General features: G+C 67.6%; 24 protein-coding genes. 13 read left to right on the forward strand and 11 right to left on the reverse strand.

The features are described 5' to 3' along the window. Position 1: 1 nt before the first annotated feature. The 9 genes from AC1UKG_RS24525 to AC1UKG_RS24565 form a co-directional block, all read right to left on the reverse strand. Positions 2-181 carry a hypothetical protein gene (locus AC1UKG_RS24525; protein WP_475890732.1) on the reverse strand — a complete coding sequence of 60 codons (180 nt, stop codon included), beginning with the start codon at positions 179-181 and terminating at the stop codon, positions 2-4. A gap of 391 nt (positions 182-572) precedes the next feature. Beyond that, positions 573-905, reverse strand: a complete 333-nt coding sequence (locus AC1UKG_RS24530; RefSeq protein WP_482641991.1) for a hypothetical protein — start codon at positions 903-905, stop codon at positions 573-575. Positions 906-908: 3 nt separating this feature from the next. Then, positions 909-1,595, reverse strand: a complete 687-nt coding sequence (locus AC1UKG_RS24535; RefSeq protein WP_482641990.1) for a hypothetical protein — start codon at positions 1,593-1,595, stop codon at positions 909-911. A gap of 144 nt (positions 1,596-1,739) precedes the next feature. Then, positions 1,740-2,099: a hypothetical protein gene (locus AC1UKG_RS24540; protein ID WP_475890787.1), complete on the reverse strand. Its 360-nt coding sequence runs from the start codon at positions 2,097-2,099 to the stop codon at positions 1,740-1,742. Beyond that, a complete protein-coding gene (locus AC1UKG_RS24545) occupies positions 2,099-2,470 on the reverse strand; it encodes a hypothetical protein (RefSeq protein ID WP_018219200.1) in 372 nt (123 codons plus the stop codon). Before AC1UKG_RS24545 ends, AC1UKG_RS24540 begins: the two co-directional genes overlap by 1 nt. 105 nt (positions 2,471-2,575) lie before the next feature. Beyond that, on the reverse strand, positions 2,576-3,409 hold the full coding sequence (locus tag AC1UKG_RS24550) for a P22 phage major capsid protein family protein (RefSeq protein ID WP_029127188.1): 834 nt from the start codon (positions 3,407-3,409) through the stop codon (positions 2,576-2,578). A gap of 78 nt (positions 3,410-3,487) precedes the next feature. Then, positions 3,488-4,345, reverse strand: coding sequence for a hypothetical protein (locus AC1UKG_RS24555; protein ID WP_482641989.1), 858 nt, complete (start codon positions 4,343-4,345; stop codon positions 3,488-3,490). Between the two features lie 137 nt (positions 4,346-4,482). Further along, entirely contained in the window at positions 4,483-5,706 is a 1,224-nt protein-coding gene (locus AC1UKG_RS24560) for a phage minor capsid protein (protein WP_482641988.1), read from the reverse strand. A 3-nt stretch (positions 5,707-5,709) separates the two neighbouring features. Then, positions 5,710-7,467: a hypothetical protein gene (locus AC1UKG_RS24565; protein ID WP_482641987.1), complete on the reverse strand. Its 1,758-nt coding sequence runs from the start codon at positions 7,465-7,467 to the stop codon at positions 5,710-5,712. Between the two features lie 124 nt (positions 7,468-7,591). Between AC1UKG_RS24565 and AC1UKG_RS24570 the strand changes: the two genes are divergently transcribed. The 13 genes from AC1UKG_RS24570 (at position 7,592) to AC1UKG_RS24630 (ending at position 14,978) form a co-directional block, all read left to right on the forward strand. Continuing rightward, positions 7,592-7,972 carry a hypothetical protein gene (locus AC1UKG_RS24570; RefSeq protein ID WP_482641986.1) on the forward strand — a complete coding sequence of 127 codons (381 nt, stop codon included), beginning with the start codon at positions 7,592-7,594 and terminating at the stop codon, positions 7,970-7,972. A 427-nt stretch (positions 7,973-8,399) separates the two neighbouring features. Further along, positions 8,400-8,750, forward strand: coding sequence for a hypothetical protein (locus AC1UKG_RS24575; RefSeq protein ID WP_482641985.1), 351 nt, complete (start codon positions 8,400-8,402; stop codon positions 8,748-8,750). A gap of 93 nt (positions 8,751-8,843) precedes the next feature. Then, positions 8,844-9,230 (forward strand): hypothetical protein, encoded by a 387-nt coding sequence (locus AC1UKG_RS24580; protein WP_482641984.1) that lies wholly within the window; start codon positions 8,844-8,846, stop codon positions 9,228-9,230. After that, positions 9,227-9,577, forward strand: a complete 351-nt coding sequence (locus AC1UKG_RS24585; protein WP_482641983.1) for a hypothetical protein — start codon at positions 9,227-9,229, stop codon at positions 9,575-9,577. Before AC1UKG_RS24580 ends, AC1UKG_RS24585 begins: the two co-directional genes overlap by 4 nt. A gap of 138 nt (positions 9,578-9,715) precedes the next feature. Continuing rightward, complete coding sequence (locus tag AC1UKG_RS24590) at positions 9,716-9,982, forward strand: hypothetical protein (RefSeq protein ID WP_482641982.1); 267 nt, start codon at positions 9,716-9,718, stop codon at positions 9,980-9,982. 280 nt (positions 9,983-10,262) lie between these two features. Continuing rightward, the gene (locus AC1UKG_RS24595) at positions 10,263-10,709 is read left to right on the forward strand and encodes an AAA family ATPase (protein WP_482641981.1); all 447 of its coding nucleotides are present in this window, start codon (positions 10,263-10,265) and stop codon (positions 10,707-10,709) included. A 214-nt stretch (positions 10,710-10,923) separates the two neighbouring features. Then, complete coding sequence (locus tag AC1UKG_RS24600) at positions 10,924-11,280, forward strand: hypothetical protein (RefSeq protein ID WP_482641980.1); 357 nt, start codon at positions 10,924-10,926, stop codon at positions 11,278-11,280. 1 nt (position 11,281) lies between these two features. Further along, positions 11,282-11,968 carry a hypothetical protein gene (locus AC1UKG_RS24605; protein ID WP_482641979.1) on the forward strand — a complete coding sequence of 229 codons (687 nt, stop codon included), beginning with the start codon at positions 11,282-11,284 and terminating at the stop codon, positions 11,966-11,968. 658 nt (positions 11,969-12,626) lie between these two features. Then, positions 12,627-12,950, forward strand: a complete 324-nt coding sequence (locus AC1UKG_RS24610) for a hypothetical protein (RefSeq protein WP_482641978.1) — start codon at positions 12,627-12,629, stop codon at positions 12,948-12,950. 54 nt (positions 12,951-13,004) lie between these two features. Further along, positions 13,005-13,241 (forward strand): hypothetical protein, encoded by a 237-nt coding sequence (locus tag AC1UKG_RS24615; protein WP_482641977.1) that lies wholly within the window; start codon positions 13,005-13,007, stop codon positions 13,239-13,241. Continuing rightward, the gene (locus AC1UKG_RS24620) at positions 13,241-13,705 is read left to right on the forward strand and encodes a hypothetical protein (protein WP_482641976.1); all 465 of its coding nucleotides are present in this window, start codon (positions 13,241-13,243) and stop codon (positions 13,703-13,705) included. The genes AC1UKG_RS24615 and AC1UKG_RS24620 overlap by 1 nt, the downstream gene beginning before the upstream one ends. A 32-nt stretch (positions 13,706-13,737) precedes the next feature. Then, positions 13,738-14,124, forward strand: a complete 387-nt coding sequence (locus tag AC1UKG_RS24625) for a hypothetical protein (RefSeq protein ID WP_475890759.1) — start codon at positions 13,738-13,740, stop codon at positions 14,122-14,124. 29 nt (positions 14,125-14,153) lie between these two features. After that, the gene (locus tag AC1UKG_RS24630; protein WP_482641975.1) at positions 14,154-14,978 is read left to right on the forward strand and encodes a hypothetical protein; all 825 of its coding nucleotides are present in this window, start codon (positions 14,154-14,156) and stop codon (positions 14,976-14,978) included. Positions 14,979-15,054: 76 nt separating this feature from the next. On the opposite strand, the gene AC1UKG_RS24635 is transcribed toward AC1UKG_RS24630, so the two are convergent. Beyond that, positions 15,055-15,726: a GNAT family N-acetyltransferase gene (locus AC1UKG_RS24635; protein ID WP_482641974.1), complete on the reverse strand. Its 672-nt coding sequence runs from the start codon at positions 15,724-15,726 to the stop codon at positions 15,055-15,057. Positions 15,727-15,741: 15 nt separating this feature from the next. Beyond that, positions 15,742-17,235, reverse strand: coding sequence for an APC family permease (locus tag AC1UKG_RS24640; RefSeq protein ID WP_482641973.1), 1,494 nt, complete (start codon positions 17,233-17,235; stop codon positions 15,742-15,744). Positions 17,236-17,256: the final 21 nt, after the last annotated feature.

Raw genomic sequence — 17,256 nt, forward strand, 5'->3', positions numbered from 1 at the left:
CTCACCGGTTGGAGCCGGAGGGGGCACGGCGGCGCGCGGCGGCCGACGTCGGTTCCGGCGCACGTTGCTGGCCTGCCGGCGGCACGAGCGTCCACTGATCGTCGGCGGTGACCCGCCGGTCTTCGTAGGTTCCGGGCACGGTGCGCTTACGCTCGCCGTGCTCGTGAGTCCAGAGCGGCACGATCGATCTCCTCGCTATGGTGTTGGCTACCCCGTCACGGCGGGACGTGTGGTTCGGTGAGAAGAGCCCCTGTTGACAACGGCGGATGACCGCCCCGTCCGGGAAGGCAACACACCATCCGCGTGATGCGAGGATGAGCGGTCGCGAGCGCTGCCCCTGATCCGAACGCGGTGTGGTGGACTACCACCGACGTAGCCCGATACCTCGGCGTCGCGGTGTCCGCTGTGACGAACTAGCGCAAACGCAAACAGATGCCGCAATCTGACAAGACGATCGGGCGTACCCGCATGTGGCGTCCGATCAGGATCTTCACCTGGCACGCCGGGCCGCCCCCGCCCCGGCGTCGGTGGCCGTCCCACGACCACCGACGAGTAGCCGCAACCGCCGCGCGTCAGTTCCCGGCGATCTCCACGTGCTCCGGCACGTCGAACCCGCCCCCCTCGCGGCGGGCAACACTCAACGCCACGATCCGCTGCCCCGAGGGCAACGTCACCCGCGAATCGACGGGACAGTCGGTGGCCACGGCCGCGTACACGGTCGCAGTGACGGTCACCGTCTCGCCCGTGGCCGCACGCAGCACCCGGTGGCGCTCATCCACCCACACCGGGGCCACCTCGACCGGCGGCCCGTAGACGTTACCGCCGCCGGCGTCCTTACCCCGGTACGCCTCGATGACCACCCCGAACCCGGCACCGTGCATGTCCAGCAGATCCGTCACGTCCACGCTTCACCACCCGGTCACAGGGCCCTGGTTGAGCAGCCCGGCCTGAAACAGGAACTCCCGTGCGTCGTGGCTGTAGCGCGGCGGCGCGGTCGTGCCCGAAGCAGTCACCGCCCGCCCCACCGACACAGAGCCGATCGACACCGACGACAGCGTGCCGAGCGCGCCGCGCCCATACGGGTCACCGATAGCCCGCATGTAGTCCGCCTGGGCGCACGCGGCCCACCGCATGGCCTGCCGATGCCCGGCGTCGACCGGGTAGCCGTCGTCGTCGGTGTCGTACATGGCGGTGGTCAGCAGCTCGTCAACGCGCCGCGACGCGACCCACAAGGCCCGCCCCACCCCCGCCGGAGGTGCCGCGCTGATCCACCGGGCGTAGTCCGCGCTGTCCGCATACACCCGGCCGGCGGCCGGCGACGTCATCGGCGCGGGCGCCACCGCCACCGTGTCGTAGCAGCTGCCCGCGCCGGTGCCGGTGATCGACCAGGCGTACACCCACTGTCCGGGCTGCCCGAGGTTCACCGTCGTGGCCGCGGTGTGGGTCTGCCCTCCGTCGGAGGCCACACACCCGATCGGCGCACCAGCCACACCGTCGGGGCCGGTCACGGTCACGGTCACCGCCGTATCCGCGCCGAACCCGCCGTCGGTGAGCGTCAGCACGGGCGTGACGGTCTCACCCTCGTAGATCGTCACCACGGGCCTCCTGCAACAGCGAAGGGTATGCACCCCGGCCGGGGGTTCAGGCGGGGCGCGGGCAAACGGGCTCCCCCCGTCACCCCCGGCCGGGAGATCAATGCCAGGTCACACCGTGACCCGGCGCAGTGTCGACGCACGCGGTCAGTCGGCCGGCGCGCGTGCGGTGATGGTGCGGGTAGCGAGGTCGATGAGGTCGTGCTTGGTCATCGCCTCGGCGTCATCCGGAGCCGTGCCAAGGTTGCGCACCACCCACCCGATCCACTCCGCCTTGAGCGCGCCCTTATCCGGAAGCGACTCCCACTCGCCGCCGGGCAGCACGGCCGGACGTTGCCCGGGTAGCTCGGGCTGCCCATCAGCCGGCGGCGGCGTGTACGGGCTGCCGTCGGCGTTGACACGGCGCAGATACCCCTTGGTGACCTTGTCGGCTTGCGTTTCGGGCAGGGGCAGCGCCATCTCCCAGATGACGCCCCCCTCTCCCGCGAAGTAGCCCGTCTGCTGCATCACGTGGCCTTGGGCACCTGAAACGCGGTGATCTCACCAGTCATGGCCGCCTGAATGTCGACGTGCAGCTCACCGCCGGAGCTGATGAACCGACCGGACTCGAAGGGGCCGATCAGTACCGTCGCACCGTCGGCGACGGTCACCACGAGGTCCCCCTGACCGGCGGCCATCGCCGGCGGATAGTCACCGGCCTTGACGGTGACGTCCTTCGCCTCGCCCGCGCTGTTGCTGACTCGCAGGACGGTGCGCTCCGGGACGGCGTCGACAATGAGGTGACCGTTGTTGGCACCAGGGTTGACCGGCGTACCGGCCGGCTCGGCGATGGAACTGTTGGCGTGCAGGTTGCTGTATGCCAGGGCAGTGCGCGGCATGTCTCTCCCTCGTGAACGCGTGACCCCACGTGCGGGGGCCGGAAAAGGGGGGGGCGGCGGGCCCGGCGCACGAACGCGCGCGGCCGGGCCCGGCCGTCAGATGGGTCAGGACTGCGACGCCACCAGCGTGGCGATGCCATCGGGACGCATCAACTTCGCCCCGTACACGAGCAGACCACGCACCCGGTCACCGAACCGCAGCTCCGAGCGCATCGCCTCGGTCTGCGTGACCTGCTCGGCCATCGTGATCGCGCCACGGGTCCCCGCCATGCAGCCGTAGTCGTCGCCACTGATCAACGGCGCGTTGTTCGACGTGTAGATCGTCATACCCAGGGCCCGCCCGACCAGCCCGTTGAGTAGCGGCTCGGACGTGCCGGACGCGGACATGTCCACGAACTTGTGGTTTTCCAGCAGCAGCGAGTGATACCACGACGGGACCACAGCCCACCGGCCCTGCCGGGGCACGTTGGCCTCGTCCAGCTTCAACGCCAGCAGCCGCAGCCCGGTGTATGCCTCGTCGCCGGTGGTGACCTGCGTGGTGCCGAGCGCGTTGCTGGCGGCCACCCCGGTGTACAGGCCGGCGACGTACTGGTCCACCACATCAGCAAGACCGTAGGCGGCCTCGGACATGGCGGCCGGGACGACGTTGCCCCGCGCCTGCGCCTGGTCAACATCGTCAACCGTGAACGCCCAGTACTTCTCCTGGTCGATTGACAGGGTGCGCTGCGCGTCGGTCAGCTCCTCATAGGTGATGTCCGCGTTACGGGTGTAGGTGCTGATCGTCGGGCGGCTGATCGAGGTCACCCGCACCGTGTCACCAGCAGCGCGGATCTCACCCTCATAGTCGCGGTTGCACAGGTTGGCGTAGACCAAGACCTTCTTGTAGCTCTCCATGAGCAGCGCCGACCAGATTTCCGGCCGGAACCTATTAATTGCCATCGTTCCCCCGTGTGGCTTACGGAATGTGGATTTGGATAGGTGCCCGCAACCCCCGGGGCAAACGGGGTGTTGCCGGGCCTACAGCAGGTGGGCTAGCCGCCCTTCGGCGTGCCATCTGGCGATCAACGGACTGTCTCCGCGTTCGTGCGCCTGCTGAAGCTGCGCGGCTGTGATCGGACCGCCCTCGGTCGGAGCGGTGATCGCAGCGCCGGACACCCCGGCGGCCGGCGACCCCGCACCGGCGTCACCAGCAGCGCCCGCGGCCGGCGTCGCCGGTGCGGCGGGCAGTGCCCTCAGCCGGGGATTGGCCTCGACCGCAGCGGCAAGCGCGGCCTGGACCTGTTCGGCGAAGTCGGCCGCCGACGGGTCAAGCCGGCCCACCGCATCACCGAAAGCCCTCGAGTCCAGTACGGCGTCTGGGTCGGCCCCGAGTTCACCGGACATCCGCCACACCGCCAGCTCCACGCGGGCCTGCTTCGTCTCGCTCTGCGAGGCGGTGAGCTGCTGCGTGAGCATCGCCGGGTCCGGCGGCTCTTCCTCGCCAAGCCCGATCAGCTTGGCCAGGCCCTTCGTGAACTCGTCATACGTGGCCTTCTGCTCCGCCAGCTCCTGTTGCAGGCGCGTCTCGCGGCCCCGCAGGTTGGCGATCGTTTTGCTAGCCCGCGCTGGGTCGTACTCGCCCTGGATCGTGGGCGCTTTGCCGGCCGGTTCCGACGCGGCCGGCTCTGCCGGGGCGGCGGCGGTACTCGCCGGTGAGGTGACAGACGGCGTGGCCGGGGCGGCATCAGTCGCGTCTTGAGCGGACGCGTTGGTGCTCTCGACCGAAACGGCAGTAGCCGGGCCGGTCGTCGGCGCGTCGGTCTCACCGCCGGTGGCGGCGGGTCCAGGCGCGGTGGTGGCCGTAGCCGGCGCTGCCGGCTCAGTCGGCACAGACATTTCCGTGGCCCTCCTTGGGGTCATCAGGAACACGCACGGGGGCCGCTTGGCCCCTTTTGCGTGACAGGGAAGATGCCCGCGCGTGCCTTGAACGTGCGGGCGACCTGCCGCCCGGATTGGACGGCGGGAGTGTCAGTTCACCTCGCGGTACCGATGCGCTCGCGGTGCCGTTGGCGAAGCAGGCCGGTGGCCGTGATGTGGGCGCGTACCGCGGCTTGGGCGCGGCGAACTTTCGCGTCGGCGGCGGCGCGCGCACCAGGGTCGATAACGGCTGCCGCTTGCCGCTTGGCCCGACGGACCGCGCGTTCCAGCTCTCGGAGCCGTACCCGGTCGGCGTAGCCCTGCGGGTTCGCCACCTGCCGGGGGGCCCGATCGGGGGTGACACCAGGCAGGTACGCCGCCAAGCTGTGCGTGCAGTTCGGGTGGAACAGGCCGGCGGCGATGGCCTGAGGCAGCGTCCCGGCGACGTGCACCCGCACGCGCTCGCCGTCACGGGTCGCGTGTTCAGCCTCGATCCACCCCGTGCCCGCCCCGGCGATGCGCAACACGGCGTGTTCCCAGGGACGGCACCGGTGGCACTCCTGCGGGGAATCGCTGATGCGGATCAGCTCGCGGCCGTGGGCGAGGAGCTGATCGAGACGGCCGGATCGCAGTGCCTGATGCACGACGGTGCGGGTGGCCATCTCCACGTAGGAAGCCAGTTCCCAGCGCCGGCCGCGCCGGTCCACGAATCCAGTCACCCCGCTGGCGAGGAGCTGTTCCCACGCGATCTGCGCGGCGCGGCGTCGGCTCGACAGCCCCAACACGGGCATGACCGAGGCGCGGGTAACCACCGTGCGGTAGCTGTCCAGCGCCCATCTCAGCAGGGGCAGATGCGTGCCCGACAGGGTCGATTCCAGGGACCACATCATCGCGAGGAGGCCATGTACCCCGGGCAGGGCGTCTTTGACCTGCTGCAACTCGGCGTCGATCGCGTTTTTCACCGCCCGCGTGGGCGGTCCGTGCGCCGCGCGGCGTAGCCGGCCCAGCAGGGTGCGGTGCCGGTTCAGGTCGGCGCGTTGCTCGGGGGGCAGTTGCAGTCTGGCGATGGCGTCCAGTGACTCGGTGGAGCCCCGCACGAACGCCAGCACGAGCGTCTGCGCGGCCATGCCGGAGGAGTCGGCCTCAAGCTGGCTGATGAGGTTCTGCGTCCACGCCCGCAGGGTGTGCAGGGCCTGCAATTTCTCGTCGGCCCATGCGGGGGAGTCTTCACCGGCGGCGACCCGGCGGGCGATGTCGGCGGCGAGGCGGGTCGACGCGTCGGCGTACAGGGTGGTCAGTGACCGGGCGAGGTCGGCGGCGACGTCGCGGTCGGAGGCCACCGGCTACCTCCGCCCGCGTCGGCCCCTGGAGGCGCTGCCCACGGGCCTACGGGCCCTGTCCGGCGGCCGGGCGCTGTCAGCCCCGGCCCCCTCCGCGTCAGCCCCGGCGTCGGCGTCGGCGGGGGGGCTGGTGACAGAGCCGTCCGCGCCGGCACCGGTTACCTGGTCCGGGTTGGCCAGTGGCTGCATCGCGGCCAGCTTGCCCGACTCCATCAGGATTCGCCGCGCCTCGCCGTGGACCCGCCGTTCATCCCAGTCCGGGTTGCGTAGACGTACCTTTTCCTCCGTGGAGATCGCCGAAGCGGCCTCCAACAGGCTCAACGTGCGGGCCAGGGCCTCCGGTGTCTCCGCCACCCCATCCCCGAAGGTGATCTTCGGTCGTGCCGGTGTGATCCCACGCGCCGGGAACCTCGCCACCCACAGCATGAGCAGCGTCTCGGCCAGGGTCGCCAGCTCGGCCCGCCAGTAGCGCACCTTTTTCTTCCGGGTGATGAACGACCGCCGTTCGCGGGCCTCGACCTCCGTGGCCGTGGTCGCCACCTCGCCCTGCTCGCCGATGGACTGCGCGCTGTAGCCGCACCGTCCGACGATTTGGTTGACCAGGGCGTCGGCCGTGGCCTGATGCTCGCTGACCCGGATCGCGAACGTGGTGGCCGACAGCTCCAACCCGCCGTCGGATTTCGGCATCGAGTCCACAGCCTCGAAGATTTCCCGTTCGGCCTCGAACCGCGCCCCGGCCCCCGGGCCCTGCTGCTGCATGTATGCCCGGGGCACGACGAGGCGGTGCTTGGCCAGGCGTAGGTCACGCATCCACGATGAGTAGGTCTCGTCCAGGGCGTCCATGAGGGTCAGGACTCCGGGGGAGAGGTCAGAGCGTCCGATCGGGGAGTTGCGGTCGAGGCGGTTGGGGCGCATGTTCGGAATGTAGCCGGCCGTCAACCGCCCGGCGGCGGTGTCCACGGTGGGCGTGAGGCGAGCTGTGGCCGGGTGCTGGTCCAGCGGGATCGCGGGCCCGAGCACGTCGGAGGCACCGAGGAACAGGCCGTGCAGGATCCGGCCCCGTTCGTGGCGTTCGAGGTGCCGGTAGATCTGGCCGTGTCGGTCCTCCACTACACGCCAGAACGTCACTGCCGAGAGCCTGTCCCACTCCCACTCAGGCACGGCGCAGTCAGGGTGCACGATCCGGAAGAACGGATACGGGTACAGGTTGTCGTCCCAGGAGACGACCACGAACACCCCGCCGAGGGGGGACTGCACCTCCGCGCCTTCTAGCAGCGTCGCGTCGAGCATTGTGGCCTCGGCCATCTCGTCCCATGCCTGCTGTGTCGCGCTGTCGGTGAACTCGATAGCGGGTGGTTCAGCGAACAGCAGGTCCGATGACAGGGTGGCGATGTCCCCGGCGATCGGCACGTGCAACTTGGCGCGTTTCTCCCCGGCGGGGGTGGGTTGGCCCCAGAACCAGCGTGCGACGGAGCCGACGACGCCTCCTCGGTATTGGCTGGGCCGGTCGGTGGGGCCGTTGCGGAAGAACGGGTGATCGGAGCCGTAGAGACCGCCGTGGATCATGGCGAGGTCTTCGGGGTCGCCGCCGTACCAGGCCGATAGGACCCGCATGTGCTCGAAGGTCTGTTCCATGGCTCGTGGGGGCCACGTGGTCTTCGGGTCGGTGGGTAGGCCCTGGGTGGTGGGTGTGGCGGTCGGTTCGGTTTTTGAGGCTCCGCCCGTGCGGTGGACCGAGCGGGCGGGCATGTAGCCGGCCACGACACCACCTCCCAATAAAATCTATGAAAGAATGCTTGTGAGCTTTTAAGTGTCTTGCTAATGTTCAGTGCGGACACAGGGCCGGTCACGCGCCGGCCGAACCACACGACGGGAGCAAGCGACTATGAGTGACGACTTTGAGTTCGACTACACCAAGGAAGACGACAACGGAATCTCGGTAGCCCGTGAAGGGGCGGAGGCCCTGATCGTCGGCACCTGGGGACCTGACGCGGTCGCCGGGACCGTCCGCGACCTGGCGACCCGCATGTCAGACCGCGTGGCCCACGGCGACGACGATTGGCGGCCGCTCAAGGTCTACGTCCAGTACGAGGCCGGCACGCTCAAGCAGGCCGACCTCATCGTGTACCGCGACGCCGACTGGCTCATCGTCGTCGTGTACGACGCTGAGAGTTCCCGCCATGTCGCGAGTGCACGATTCATCACGCACCGCCCCCTGGTGACCGTGAAGAAGTGGTTCGTCATGGCGCACATGCGTCGGGACTGAACCCAAGCAACAGCGACACTAAAAAGCAAACCAATGTTGCTTGACGACTTATATGTGTCTCTGTAGTGTGAGGTGAGCGCGGGGAGCTGGAACCCCACGCACCGGATTTCCAGAGAGGACGACAGTCGATGGGCTGGACTTGCCCCAACCCCCTCCCGCCGTGGCACACCCACGGCAACGGCGACCCCGACGAACGATGCAAGTGCCCCCGAGAGTCATGCGGGGCGGTAGACGCCCGCTACGTGCTCCCCAGTTGCGCAATCCACCTGGCCGCGACAAGCGGCAACAACGTCCAGTGGGGGCAGTCCCACTGGGCAGGGTCCCCGACCTGCACTCGCGAGCAGGCCCGTCTGACCGCCCGCGACGGAGCCTGACGCCCCCGGCCCCCGCCCCAGTCCCGGGCGGGGGCCCCAACCGGGAGGACACCATGACCGAGCCCCCCTACCCGTACACCCACGACGAAATTTCCGACCACGTCTTTGAGGCGTTGGTACGTCACCGTGCCGCCGTGGGCCGTGGCCTGTGTGAACAGCAAGCCGCGCTCGCCGCCCTTGAAGCCGACAAGACAGCAAGCCAGCACCGCATCAAAGTCCTACAGCAAACAGTCAACGGGTCGAGGAGCCGAGTCGAGCTACTCGACAACATGATCAACCGGACTAGGGCGTGGCTGACAGGGGACTGCCCGCTATGCGACCAAGACCTCGCGCGGCTGGACTACCCGCCCCATCACCACGACGCCGACGGCGTGGTGTGCGAATTCCGGTGGCTGGCACGCTGACCCGGCCGCTGGCCGGGCCACCCGGGCCCCCGCTTCCCGTGTGGCCCGGCCAGCTCCGGGCGGCCCCTTCCCCCCAACCCGAAAGAAGGAACCGTGAATAAAGCCAATGACTGGAACCGTCCGTCGCCGGACTACTGGCAGGCGCTCGATGCTGACCTGCGTGCGGCGGCTGGCCGGATCGCCGGTCTCGCCGGCCAGCCGAGCCCTGACATCGACGTGACCTTGTCCGTCGATGTCAGGGGTATGCAGGGCGGGGACGAGGAGCGCCGCCGCGTCGTGGACGCGATCGCCGCCGCGTTTGACATCACGGCCGCTGATGTGAAGGACGGGCCATCCTGGGCTCGCCGGACGTGCGGCCGGGTAGGCGAGCTGCGCGTCACCGTTTCGACTCGGATCACCGCGCCGGAAAATGCAGAGCTGGTTGCGCTGCGTGCCCGGGTGGCCGAACTGGAGGCCGAGCGCACCGGGGGCGCCCGATGAGCATCCCCGACCCGTCAAACGCCACCCGCAAGCGGTGGCGGGAAGCTGCTCGCTTCGTCGGCAAGCATGTGGAGGTGACGCTACGCGGGGCACGCCCGGACGACCCGGTCTACCTCAGTGGACACGTAGCCCACATCGCTACCCGTGAGTCCGGCAGTACCGCGCTGCGGAAAGACATGGTGCTCATCGCCGGCACTGGCGCGGAATTGGTGTTTGCGTTGAGCCGCATCCAAAAGATCACACTGCGCGAGCACCCCGACGGGTACCCCGACGAGGACGTCGCCGACGGCTTCTGTAGGTGGTGTGCCCCTGTTGCAGAAGACGGAACCACTTCCGGGCAGGGGTAGCCCTACGCAGCCCGCGTGTGAACACCGTACCGCACGTAAGCCCGAGGCCGCGCGTCTCAACTTCGTTGAGCCCGGCATCGCTCGCTGCGAACCTGCCTCACCACGCCAACCGAACCGACGATTCTGACAGGAGTAGCCATGGACGCGAGCGGGATACCCGATGTGGTCGAGCGCTACCAGATTGCCATGCACGCGGACCTCGCGGTACACCCCATCGTCGCGCAGGAGTTCCACCCCGATACGGGATGGACGACACCCCGGTGGCGCAAGCGGATCACCCCGTCCTGGGCCGAAAAGCTGCGCCGCGAAGGCTTCACCGCCGTGGCGGTCAACTACGGGGGCCGCTGCGCCGACTTCACCATCGCGGAACTGTGCCGTCGGCCGCGCCGCACGATTCGCCCATGACAGCCACGCGGCGCTTCAAGGAGGGGCGTCCCTATGGGTTTGGTCAAGCCGGGACGGGGCTTGTCGCGCGGGGGTTGATGGGGCACGGGGCCCGTCTCGGGGACCCAGGCCCAGGATCAGATCCGCGCCCATGACACGCCCGGGGGATGGGGGCCCTTGATATCACCCGGGCGCGCAATGCAAAAGAGCGGCCAGAGGGCCCGTGGCTTCTACTGGGTCGAGTCAGTGGGGAGTAGCAGTGAACTATGGGTCTTTACAGCGACACCAACGGATGTTCGAGATGGCTCGGACACGTCCGCACCTGTTCGTCATCCGGGGGCTACCCGCCTCAGGTAAGACCACCCTCGCACTCACCCTTGCTGCGGCCGAACCGGACTTGATATTCCGGGTCAACCGCGATCTCTTTCGAGTGATGGGGCACGGGGCCCGTCTCGGGACCCAGGCCCAGGAGAGGCAGGTCGACGTCGCAGAGGAGGCGGCGGTAGCCGGTCTGCTCGCGTCCGGCGTCAGCGTCATCGTTGACGACACGAATCTGCCACCGGAGGCGCTGGACACGTGGCGGCGGATCGCCGACGCTGCCGACGCACCCCTAGAGGTCGTTGACCTGCGCGATGTGGATGTGGAGGTGTGCGTCGCACGGGACGCCGACCGCCGTGCCAAGGGTGAGCGCAGTGTGGGCGCTGAGGTGATACGTGCCATGCACCAGCTACAGCGGCGCGTCCTGTGATCAGGTGAACATTTGCATCGGCGTGGGCCATATAAAAGTATGGAAATAACGCTTGACGACTTCTAGTTGTCCAGTTTAGTGTTTGTTGGCGGCGGGAGTGCTGGACTCCCCGCAACGAGAGGATGTCATGCCCATCATCACGCTACCGGAGCCCGGATATCGGAGTGTTTCCGCTGAGCGGCGCTCCCGGCATTGGATCAAAATACTCACAGGAGTGGACACAACTGAAGCCAACGGGTGGGCATTCCTCGGAACGTTTGTCAACTTCGGCGAAACCGTCGAAGTCGACAATGGCTCCTGGTTCCTGTCCTACAAAGAAGATGTGAAATCCACTGGCCGCCTAAACGGCAGGGAGATTGCCCTATACCAAGTCCGCGAAGAAGAACTGGCTAAAGTCGAGGCGTGGACGCTGGACGAAAGTCCAGGCTGGGCATTGAAGGTACGTGATCGAATCGCTGCCCGGCTGACAGGCCCAGCCGCCGTGGGCGCCCTGGTCGCAGAGCGGGAAGCGCTAGCCGCCCGACTCAGTCAGATCGACGCTCTCCTCGCGACTGCGGGCAAGGGGGAGTGACGTGATCCGGATCGCTCGCGGGATCGACGGAGCCCCCATCGCCGCGCTACAGAAGGCACTTGACGCCTCAGGCTTCCAGTGGCGCACGGGGGACCGGCACCACGCCGACATCACCATCCAGCCCCGGACGACGATCCCAGGGCCGCGCGAGATGCAGCGCGACGCCTGGTATGACCTCCTCTTCACGCACCCAACCCTACGGCCGTCACCAGGGTTCCGAGGCGCGGAGATCGAATACATAGAGATCGCTGCGGCAGGGCAACTTCCCGCTCCGCCGCGCATACCTGACAACTTTCGGATCGCGCTCGCCGAGTCGATCACGACCGACCATCTCAGCGAGGCGCATCTACGGCTACACGGAGGTGCCGATGAGGTCAAACGCACCTGGACGACTCAACGAAACACGGCGATCCGCCTTGACCGTTCGCCCGACGCCTATGACTGGACTGCATATGCTGACCTCGTTGCGAAACGCGTCAGCGCACTCACGCCCCCGGTGTTGACGCCGGGACAGCGCGCCCACGTCGGAGCTGTCCGCCTCCAAGAGGCCCTGTGGGCGGTTGGTGGCGCTCGCGCATCAGTGGAGGCCCTAGTGTCCAACGCCGTTGCCGCCGGAGACGAGGAAGCGGCGAAGACGGTACGGGGATGGCTCGCCAACCTAACCCCCGGATCAGATCTGCGTCCATGACACGCCCGGGGCCGGGCCCTTGACATCACCCGGTCATGCACTGCAAGGTTAGGTGTCTCCAAGAGACGGCACGAAGAGCGCCACCGGTGCCCGTAGTGCCTGCTCATCGCCCCTATCAGGGATCGAAACACTCGCGGAGACAGAGGCACGAAAGCGCGTTCGCCGAGCTTCGGCTCAGCGGACGCGTTTTTGCCGTTCGGCGTGCGGCTTCGGGTGCCACAGGATGGTAGGATTTCGCTCGCCGCCTACTTTCCGGTGCTGCCGCCATGCATGGCATGGCACACCGGCTCCATTGCGGCGATGCGGGTCGTGCGACCTGTGCCGATTTTCGGATGTTCCTTCCCTGGCCCTTTTGGGCCAGGGCTCCGAACTTTGCCCTTGTGGCCACGATGCATGGGGCCTGCCGGTACGTGGGGCTCCCATCTCGAGTCGAGCGGATGGGGCCACCCGCTACGGGTGGGTCCTCTCGCGCTGTCCCTTTTGTTTGCCTGTTGTGTGTGGCGCTGCGTCCAACGCCACCCATCTAACGGGGACAGATAAAAAGTTTGAAATGATGCTTGACGGCTTCTAGTGGGTCGGCTTAGTGTTCTTGTATCGCCCAGTGCCACGAGGGCCGAGAAGAAACACCATCACCCCCACCCCCAAGGAGGCGCGCGCCATGTCCATCACCATCGCCCCCGAAGCCGACGCGGCCCCTTCAGTGAACATGGCCAACGGCAACGCCGCTGAACTGCTTGAACTGCTCGGACTGACTTTTGATGGGGATTGGGGAGCAACCACCGGTGCGGACTTCCACGCGCGGGTGCTGACCGCACGGGGCCTCATCGGCCTAACGTGCGATGCTGCCGGCCGCCCCGATGTGGTCGACGGGCGCTGGACTCATGTCGGACGCCGGCCCGGCTATCTAGAGGAGCGGCTTCGCCAGCTCGAAGAGCTAGCGGAATGGGCCATGTGCCGGGACGTGAACGTCACCTGGTCTTGATCTGCCAGCGGGGGTCGCCACCACAAACACACTCGCCAAAGGAGAAAGATCGTCGTGTTTGACGACAGCACCAGCCACTTCACCCTTGTCGAATGGCTACGGCAGTTGCCACCCGCCGGAGAGTATCCGCTGTGGGGAGTGCAGTACGAATTGCGGCAGCGCACCGTCGTAACACCGGCCCCTACCCGCAAAAAGGCGGGACTTTGGCTAGCCGACCTGGAAGAGGGACTTAAACGCCCGGGGCTGATAGTGTCCCGCACCATCGTCATCGCTGACACCGGATGGCAGTGATGACGATGGCCCTGGCCCCGGTCGACCGGGTGCGGGTGGCGCACGCCACCGAGGACTGGGCCGGCAACTGGTACGGACCGCAAGGCGGGCTTACGTTCAGCCGGGCAGACTGCGCACGGTACGTATCGGAAGGCCACCTGTCTACGCTGTGTGACCGGCACACGCTGCAACTCGTGTGGCGAACGGTCGCCGAATATCTGGAAATGCACCCGGAGATCCTGAAAGCCGGCCGGTTGAGTGACAGCCAGCGACAGCAGAAGCAGGCCCAGCGTGACGCGGCGGCCCGTGCCCTACTCGCTGAGGCCGAAGAGCCGTTCCGCGCCGGCCGGTGGGGGGAGGCGCTGGACCTGGTAGACCGCGCCGAGCTGGCATCGCCAGATGCGGCGGACTACGCGCTCTACCGCAAGGTCATCACTGAACGCCGGCCGGTTGAGCCAGCGACAGCAGAAACCAGCCAAGCGTGACGCTGCGGCCGTGAAGCCGGAGGGAGGACACCATGCCGCGCAGTACGTTGGACTCCGTGAACGCCACCTGGGTTGACCTCGTCGGGGAGCTGAAGCGCTCCGTGCCCGGAATGGTGCTGCTGGCACTAAACGACACTGATGATGGCGCGCTGGCGATCGGGGTCTTACGTATCCCGGTCGACTCGCGCGCTGGCTGGCACGGACCCCGGATGCTGCTGTCCATCCTGGCTGCGGCAGATGCCCGGGGCCTTGACGTGGTGTGCACGCCGACGGGCTCGTACGGCGCGGACAAGCAGGCTCTGGTCCGCGCGCTGGGCCGGGTCGGATTCGTGTCTGTGCCTGATGATCCGTCCGGCCACACCATGCGGCGCCCCTCACCGGCCCCCACGGTCTTTGATCAGCGCCGGGACACCGCATGAGCGCAGAGGCATGGTCGTTGGTCGGCGGTATGGCCGGCGCGGTAACAGGGATCGTGGCGCTCGCCGTCAGCGTCTACTTCACCCGACGGGCCACCCGGGCGGCCGAGTCCGCGGCGGCGTCAGCCCAACGAACCAGCCACATCGAGGTGCAGCGGCGGCACGCCGAACTCACGCCACAGATCGCGCTATCGACGACGGCTGACGTGCACGGGCGAGTAACCCTCACGCTCACGCTCAAGGGACCGCCCGACGTGCATCTGGATGAGGTCGCCGTCAGCATCAGTGATGATCAGCCAGAACCGCCACGCACGGGACACCACGCCGACAACACGGTTTGGGGACCGTACCGGTTCGTACCCGGTGCCAACCAGCGCGGGGCGAGCGCCGATGCCTTCGCGCTGCGTCGAAGCGAGCAGCGCACCCTCGAACTGGAACCGAGCGTGCCCCCCACGTGGATCGACCCCAGCGCATGGGCGGACCGCTACGGCGATAGCCCGATCCGGCTCCACATCCGCTGCGCACGTGATGGCCACGCGCCGTGGATCATCCCCGAGCAGGTGGACCAACCGCAGGCGCAATTCGATGGTGCCGCGCAACGGACGCCACGCGGGACGGTGTTGCTCACGTTCACCAACCGGGGCAACGCGCCAGCTCGTGACACCGCCATCGAAAATGATCAAGGTGGGGAACCGTCGCTCGACGGGAACATACCTAAGCTCATCCAGCCAGGAGACGTCATGCCACAAGTGGCGATCATGCACGGCTATCAGCACGTAACACGGTGGGTGAAGCTTTCCTGGACCGACCCACGAAGCAGCCGTCAATCCTTGACTGTTCGCCTACCTCCGACGTAGAAGTCAGCCGACGTGAGGGGGCAGGACCCGACCGCGTGTGGCTCGTGGCGGGCGGGTCCTGCCTGGTGGAGGTCAGTCAGGTGCTCAGCGGGTGTCGGTCGGGCAGTCGGCGAGGTAGCGGCTGGACGGGGAACGAGGAACGGCCAGTGGTAGTCCGCGTTCCGCGCCACATTCGCCAGATCGGAATGTCGTCGCCGGGCAGGAGCAGCGGGGGGCCAGCGACGTAGCCGAGCCGCCGGTAGAGGTCCCGGTTGCGGGTGTTGGTGGCCTCAAGATAGGCCGGCAGGCCGAGGGTATCGAGCCGCCGGTGGTAGTGGCTCAACAGGGCCGCGCCGATGCCTTGGCTCTGCCGTTCGGGCCGGACAGCCACATACGCCAGGTAGTGATGGGGGGCGTCGGGGTGGAAGACATCGAACAGGGCCTCCAGCTGCACGAATCTGGGCGCGTAGGAGCCGGTGAGGCGTTCGAGCGTTAGCTCACGATCATGTGACACACCCTGTGATGGCTCCAGGCGGGGGTACCAGATCGCAACGGCGGACAGGTCTGCCGTGGTCAAGATGTGGCCGTGTGCGAGGCCGTGGTCCACGGCGTCGCAGAAATACCGGTGATAGACCCCATGCCGGGCACCGGTATCAGGGACCAGCCAGTAGGCGACTGGTCCGTCGTGGAATGCCTCTGCGAGGACGGCTATCAGCTCGTCTGCGTCGTCGATGGTCGCCGGACGGACGGTGGTGTTGGTGTTGGCCATGGTCGCCTCCGGTGGTCAGGCGGGCTGGCGGACGGGGGTGTGCTCGTCACGCGAGGCGTTGAGGCTGTTCGCTCCCATTCCGACCGTGAGGTAGGCGGATCGGTTGGTGGCGCGCAGAATCAGTGCCCACACCACGCCGACGACCGCGACGGCGACGTAGGCGCTGGGGAAAACCCACCGCAACGGCGAGTGCGCGTCGACGCCGAGTAGCGTGTCGAACTCACGTAGCGTGGCGGCCAGGATCGCGCCGAGGACCAGCGCGGCGATCAGTGGTGCGATCCTAGAGCGCCACCGACCCTCCCCGTGGTGGGATGCCCGCGCGAAATAGGCGACTACGGACGCCGAGGTGATGGTCATGAGGGTCAGGACCCCGAGTCCGCCCGTGACGGTGAGCCAGAAGAACAGGTGCACGAGCGGATCCCAGCCCGCCACCACGTAGACGACGAGCACGGATGCGGCCAGCGCGGATTGCACGAGTGAGCCGATTTTGGGTGCTCCGGTGCGGCGGCTGGTGCGGCCGAACACCTCGGGCAGGACCCGCTCGCGGCCGAGTGCGAACACGTACCGGGCCACTGTGTGGTGAAAGCTGAGCAGGGCCGCGAATAGGCTGGTGATGAACAGGACTCGGGCGATGGTGATGATGCTGCCGGCCAGATACGGCGACACCAGGTTGAAGATCAGGTCTGTGCCGTCGGCCTGGGCGGAGTCCACGATGTTGCCCGGTCCGGTGGCCACGGACATCGCCCAGGAACTCAGCCCGTACAGCAGACCGGTCACCGCCAGCGCGAGATAGGTCGCGCGGGGAACAGTGCGAAGTGGGTCCCGGGTTTCCTCGCTGAACACCACGGTGGCCTCAAATCCCACATAACCCGTGATCGCGGTGACCAGCGCGGCACCGATGCCGGCAGCGAGCACGTGTGAGGGAGACAGGGTGGTGAGGGTGAGGCCATCAGCGGGGTGAGAGACCATAACGGCGTCGAAGACCAGCACCACAGCGGCCTCGGCGACCAGTAGGACTGCCAGGATTTTGCCGTTGAGGTCGATACGGAGCACGCCGAGGATGGTGACGGCCACCCAGGCGACCAGCGCGTAGAGCGACCATGGGGCGGGCCAGCCGTACCGGGCCTCCATGAACCCGGCCAACACCACACCGAACCCGCCATAGAGGCCGATCTGCATGGTGTTGTAGGCCAGCAGGGCGATCATGGCGGTGGCTACGCCGGCCGGGCGGCCGAGGCCGCGGGCGACGTAGGCGTAGAAGGCGCCGGCGTTGACGATGTGCCTGGACATCGTCACGAATCCGACGGCGAACAGGGCCAGCACGACGGCGACTAGCAGGTAGGCCACGGGGATGCCGGTGACGCCGGTAACGGCGTACGCGGTGGTCTGCCCGCCGGCAACCACGGTCAGCGGCGCGGCGGCAGCGAGGACGAAGAACACCACCGAGGGAATCCCGAGTCGACCACGGGCCAGGGTCGCCGTCACGGTATCGAGTTTTGCGTCAGGCATAGTTCGCTCTCTATGGGGGGT

It is taken from the genome of Salinispora sp. CH2A1_6, assembly GCF_056820975.1.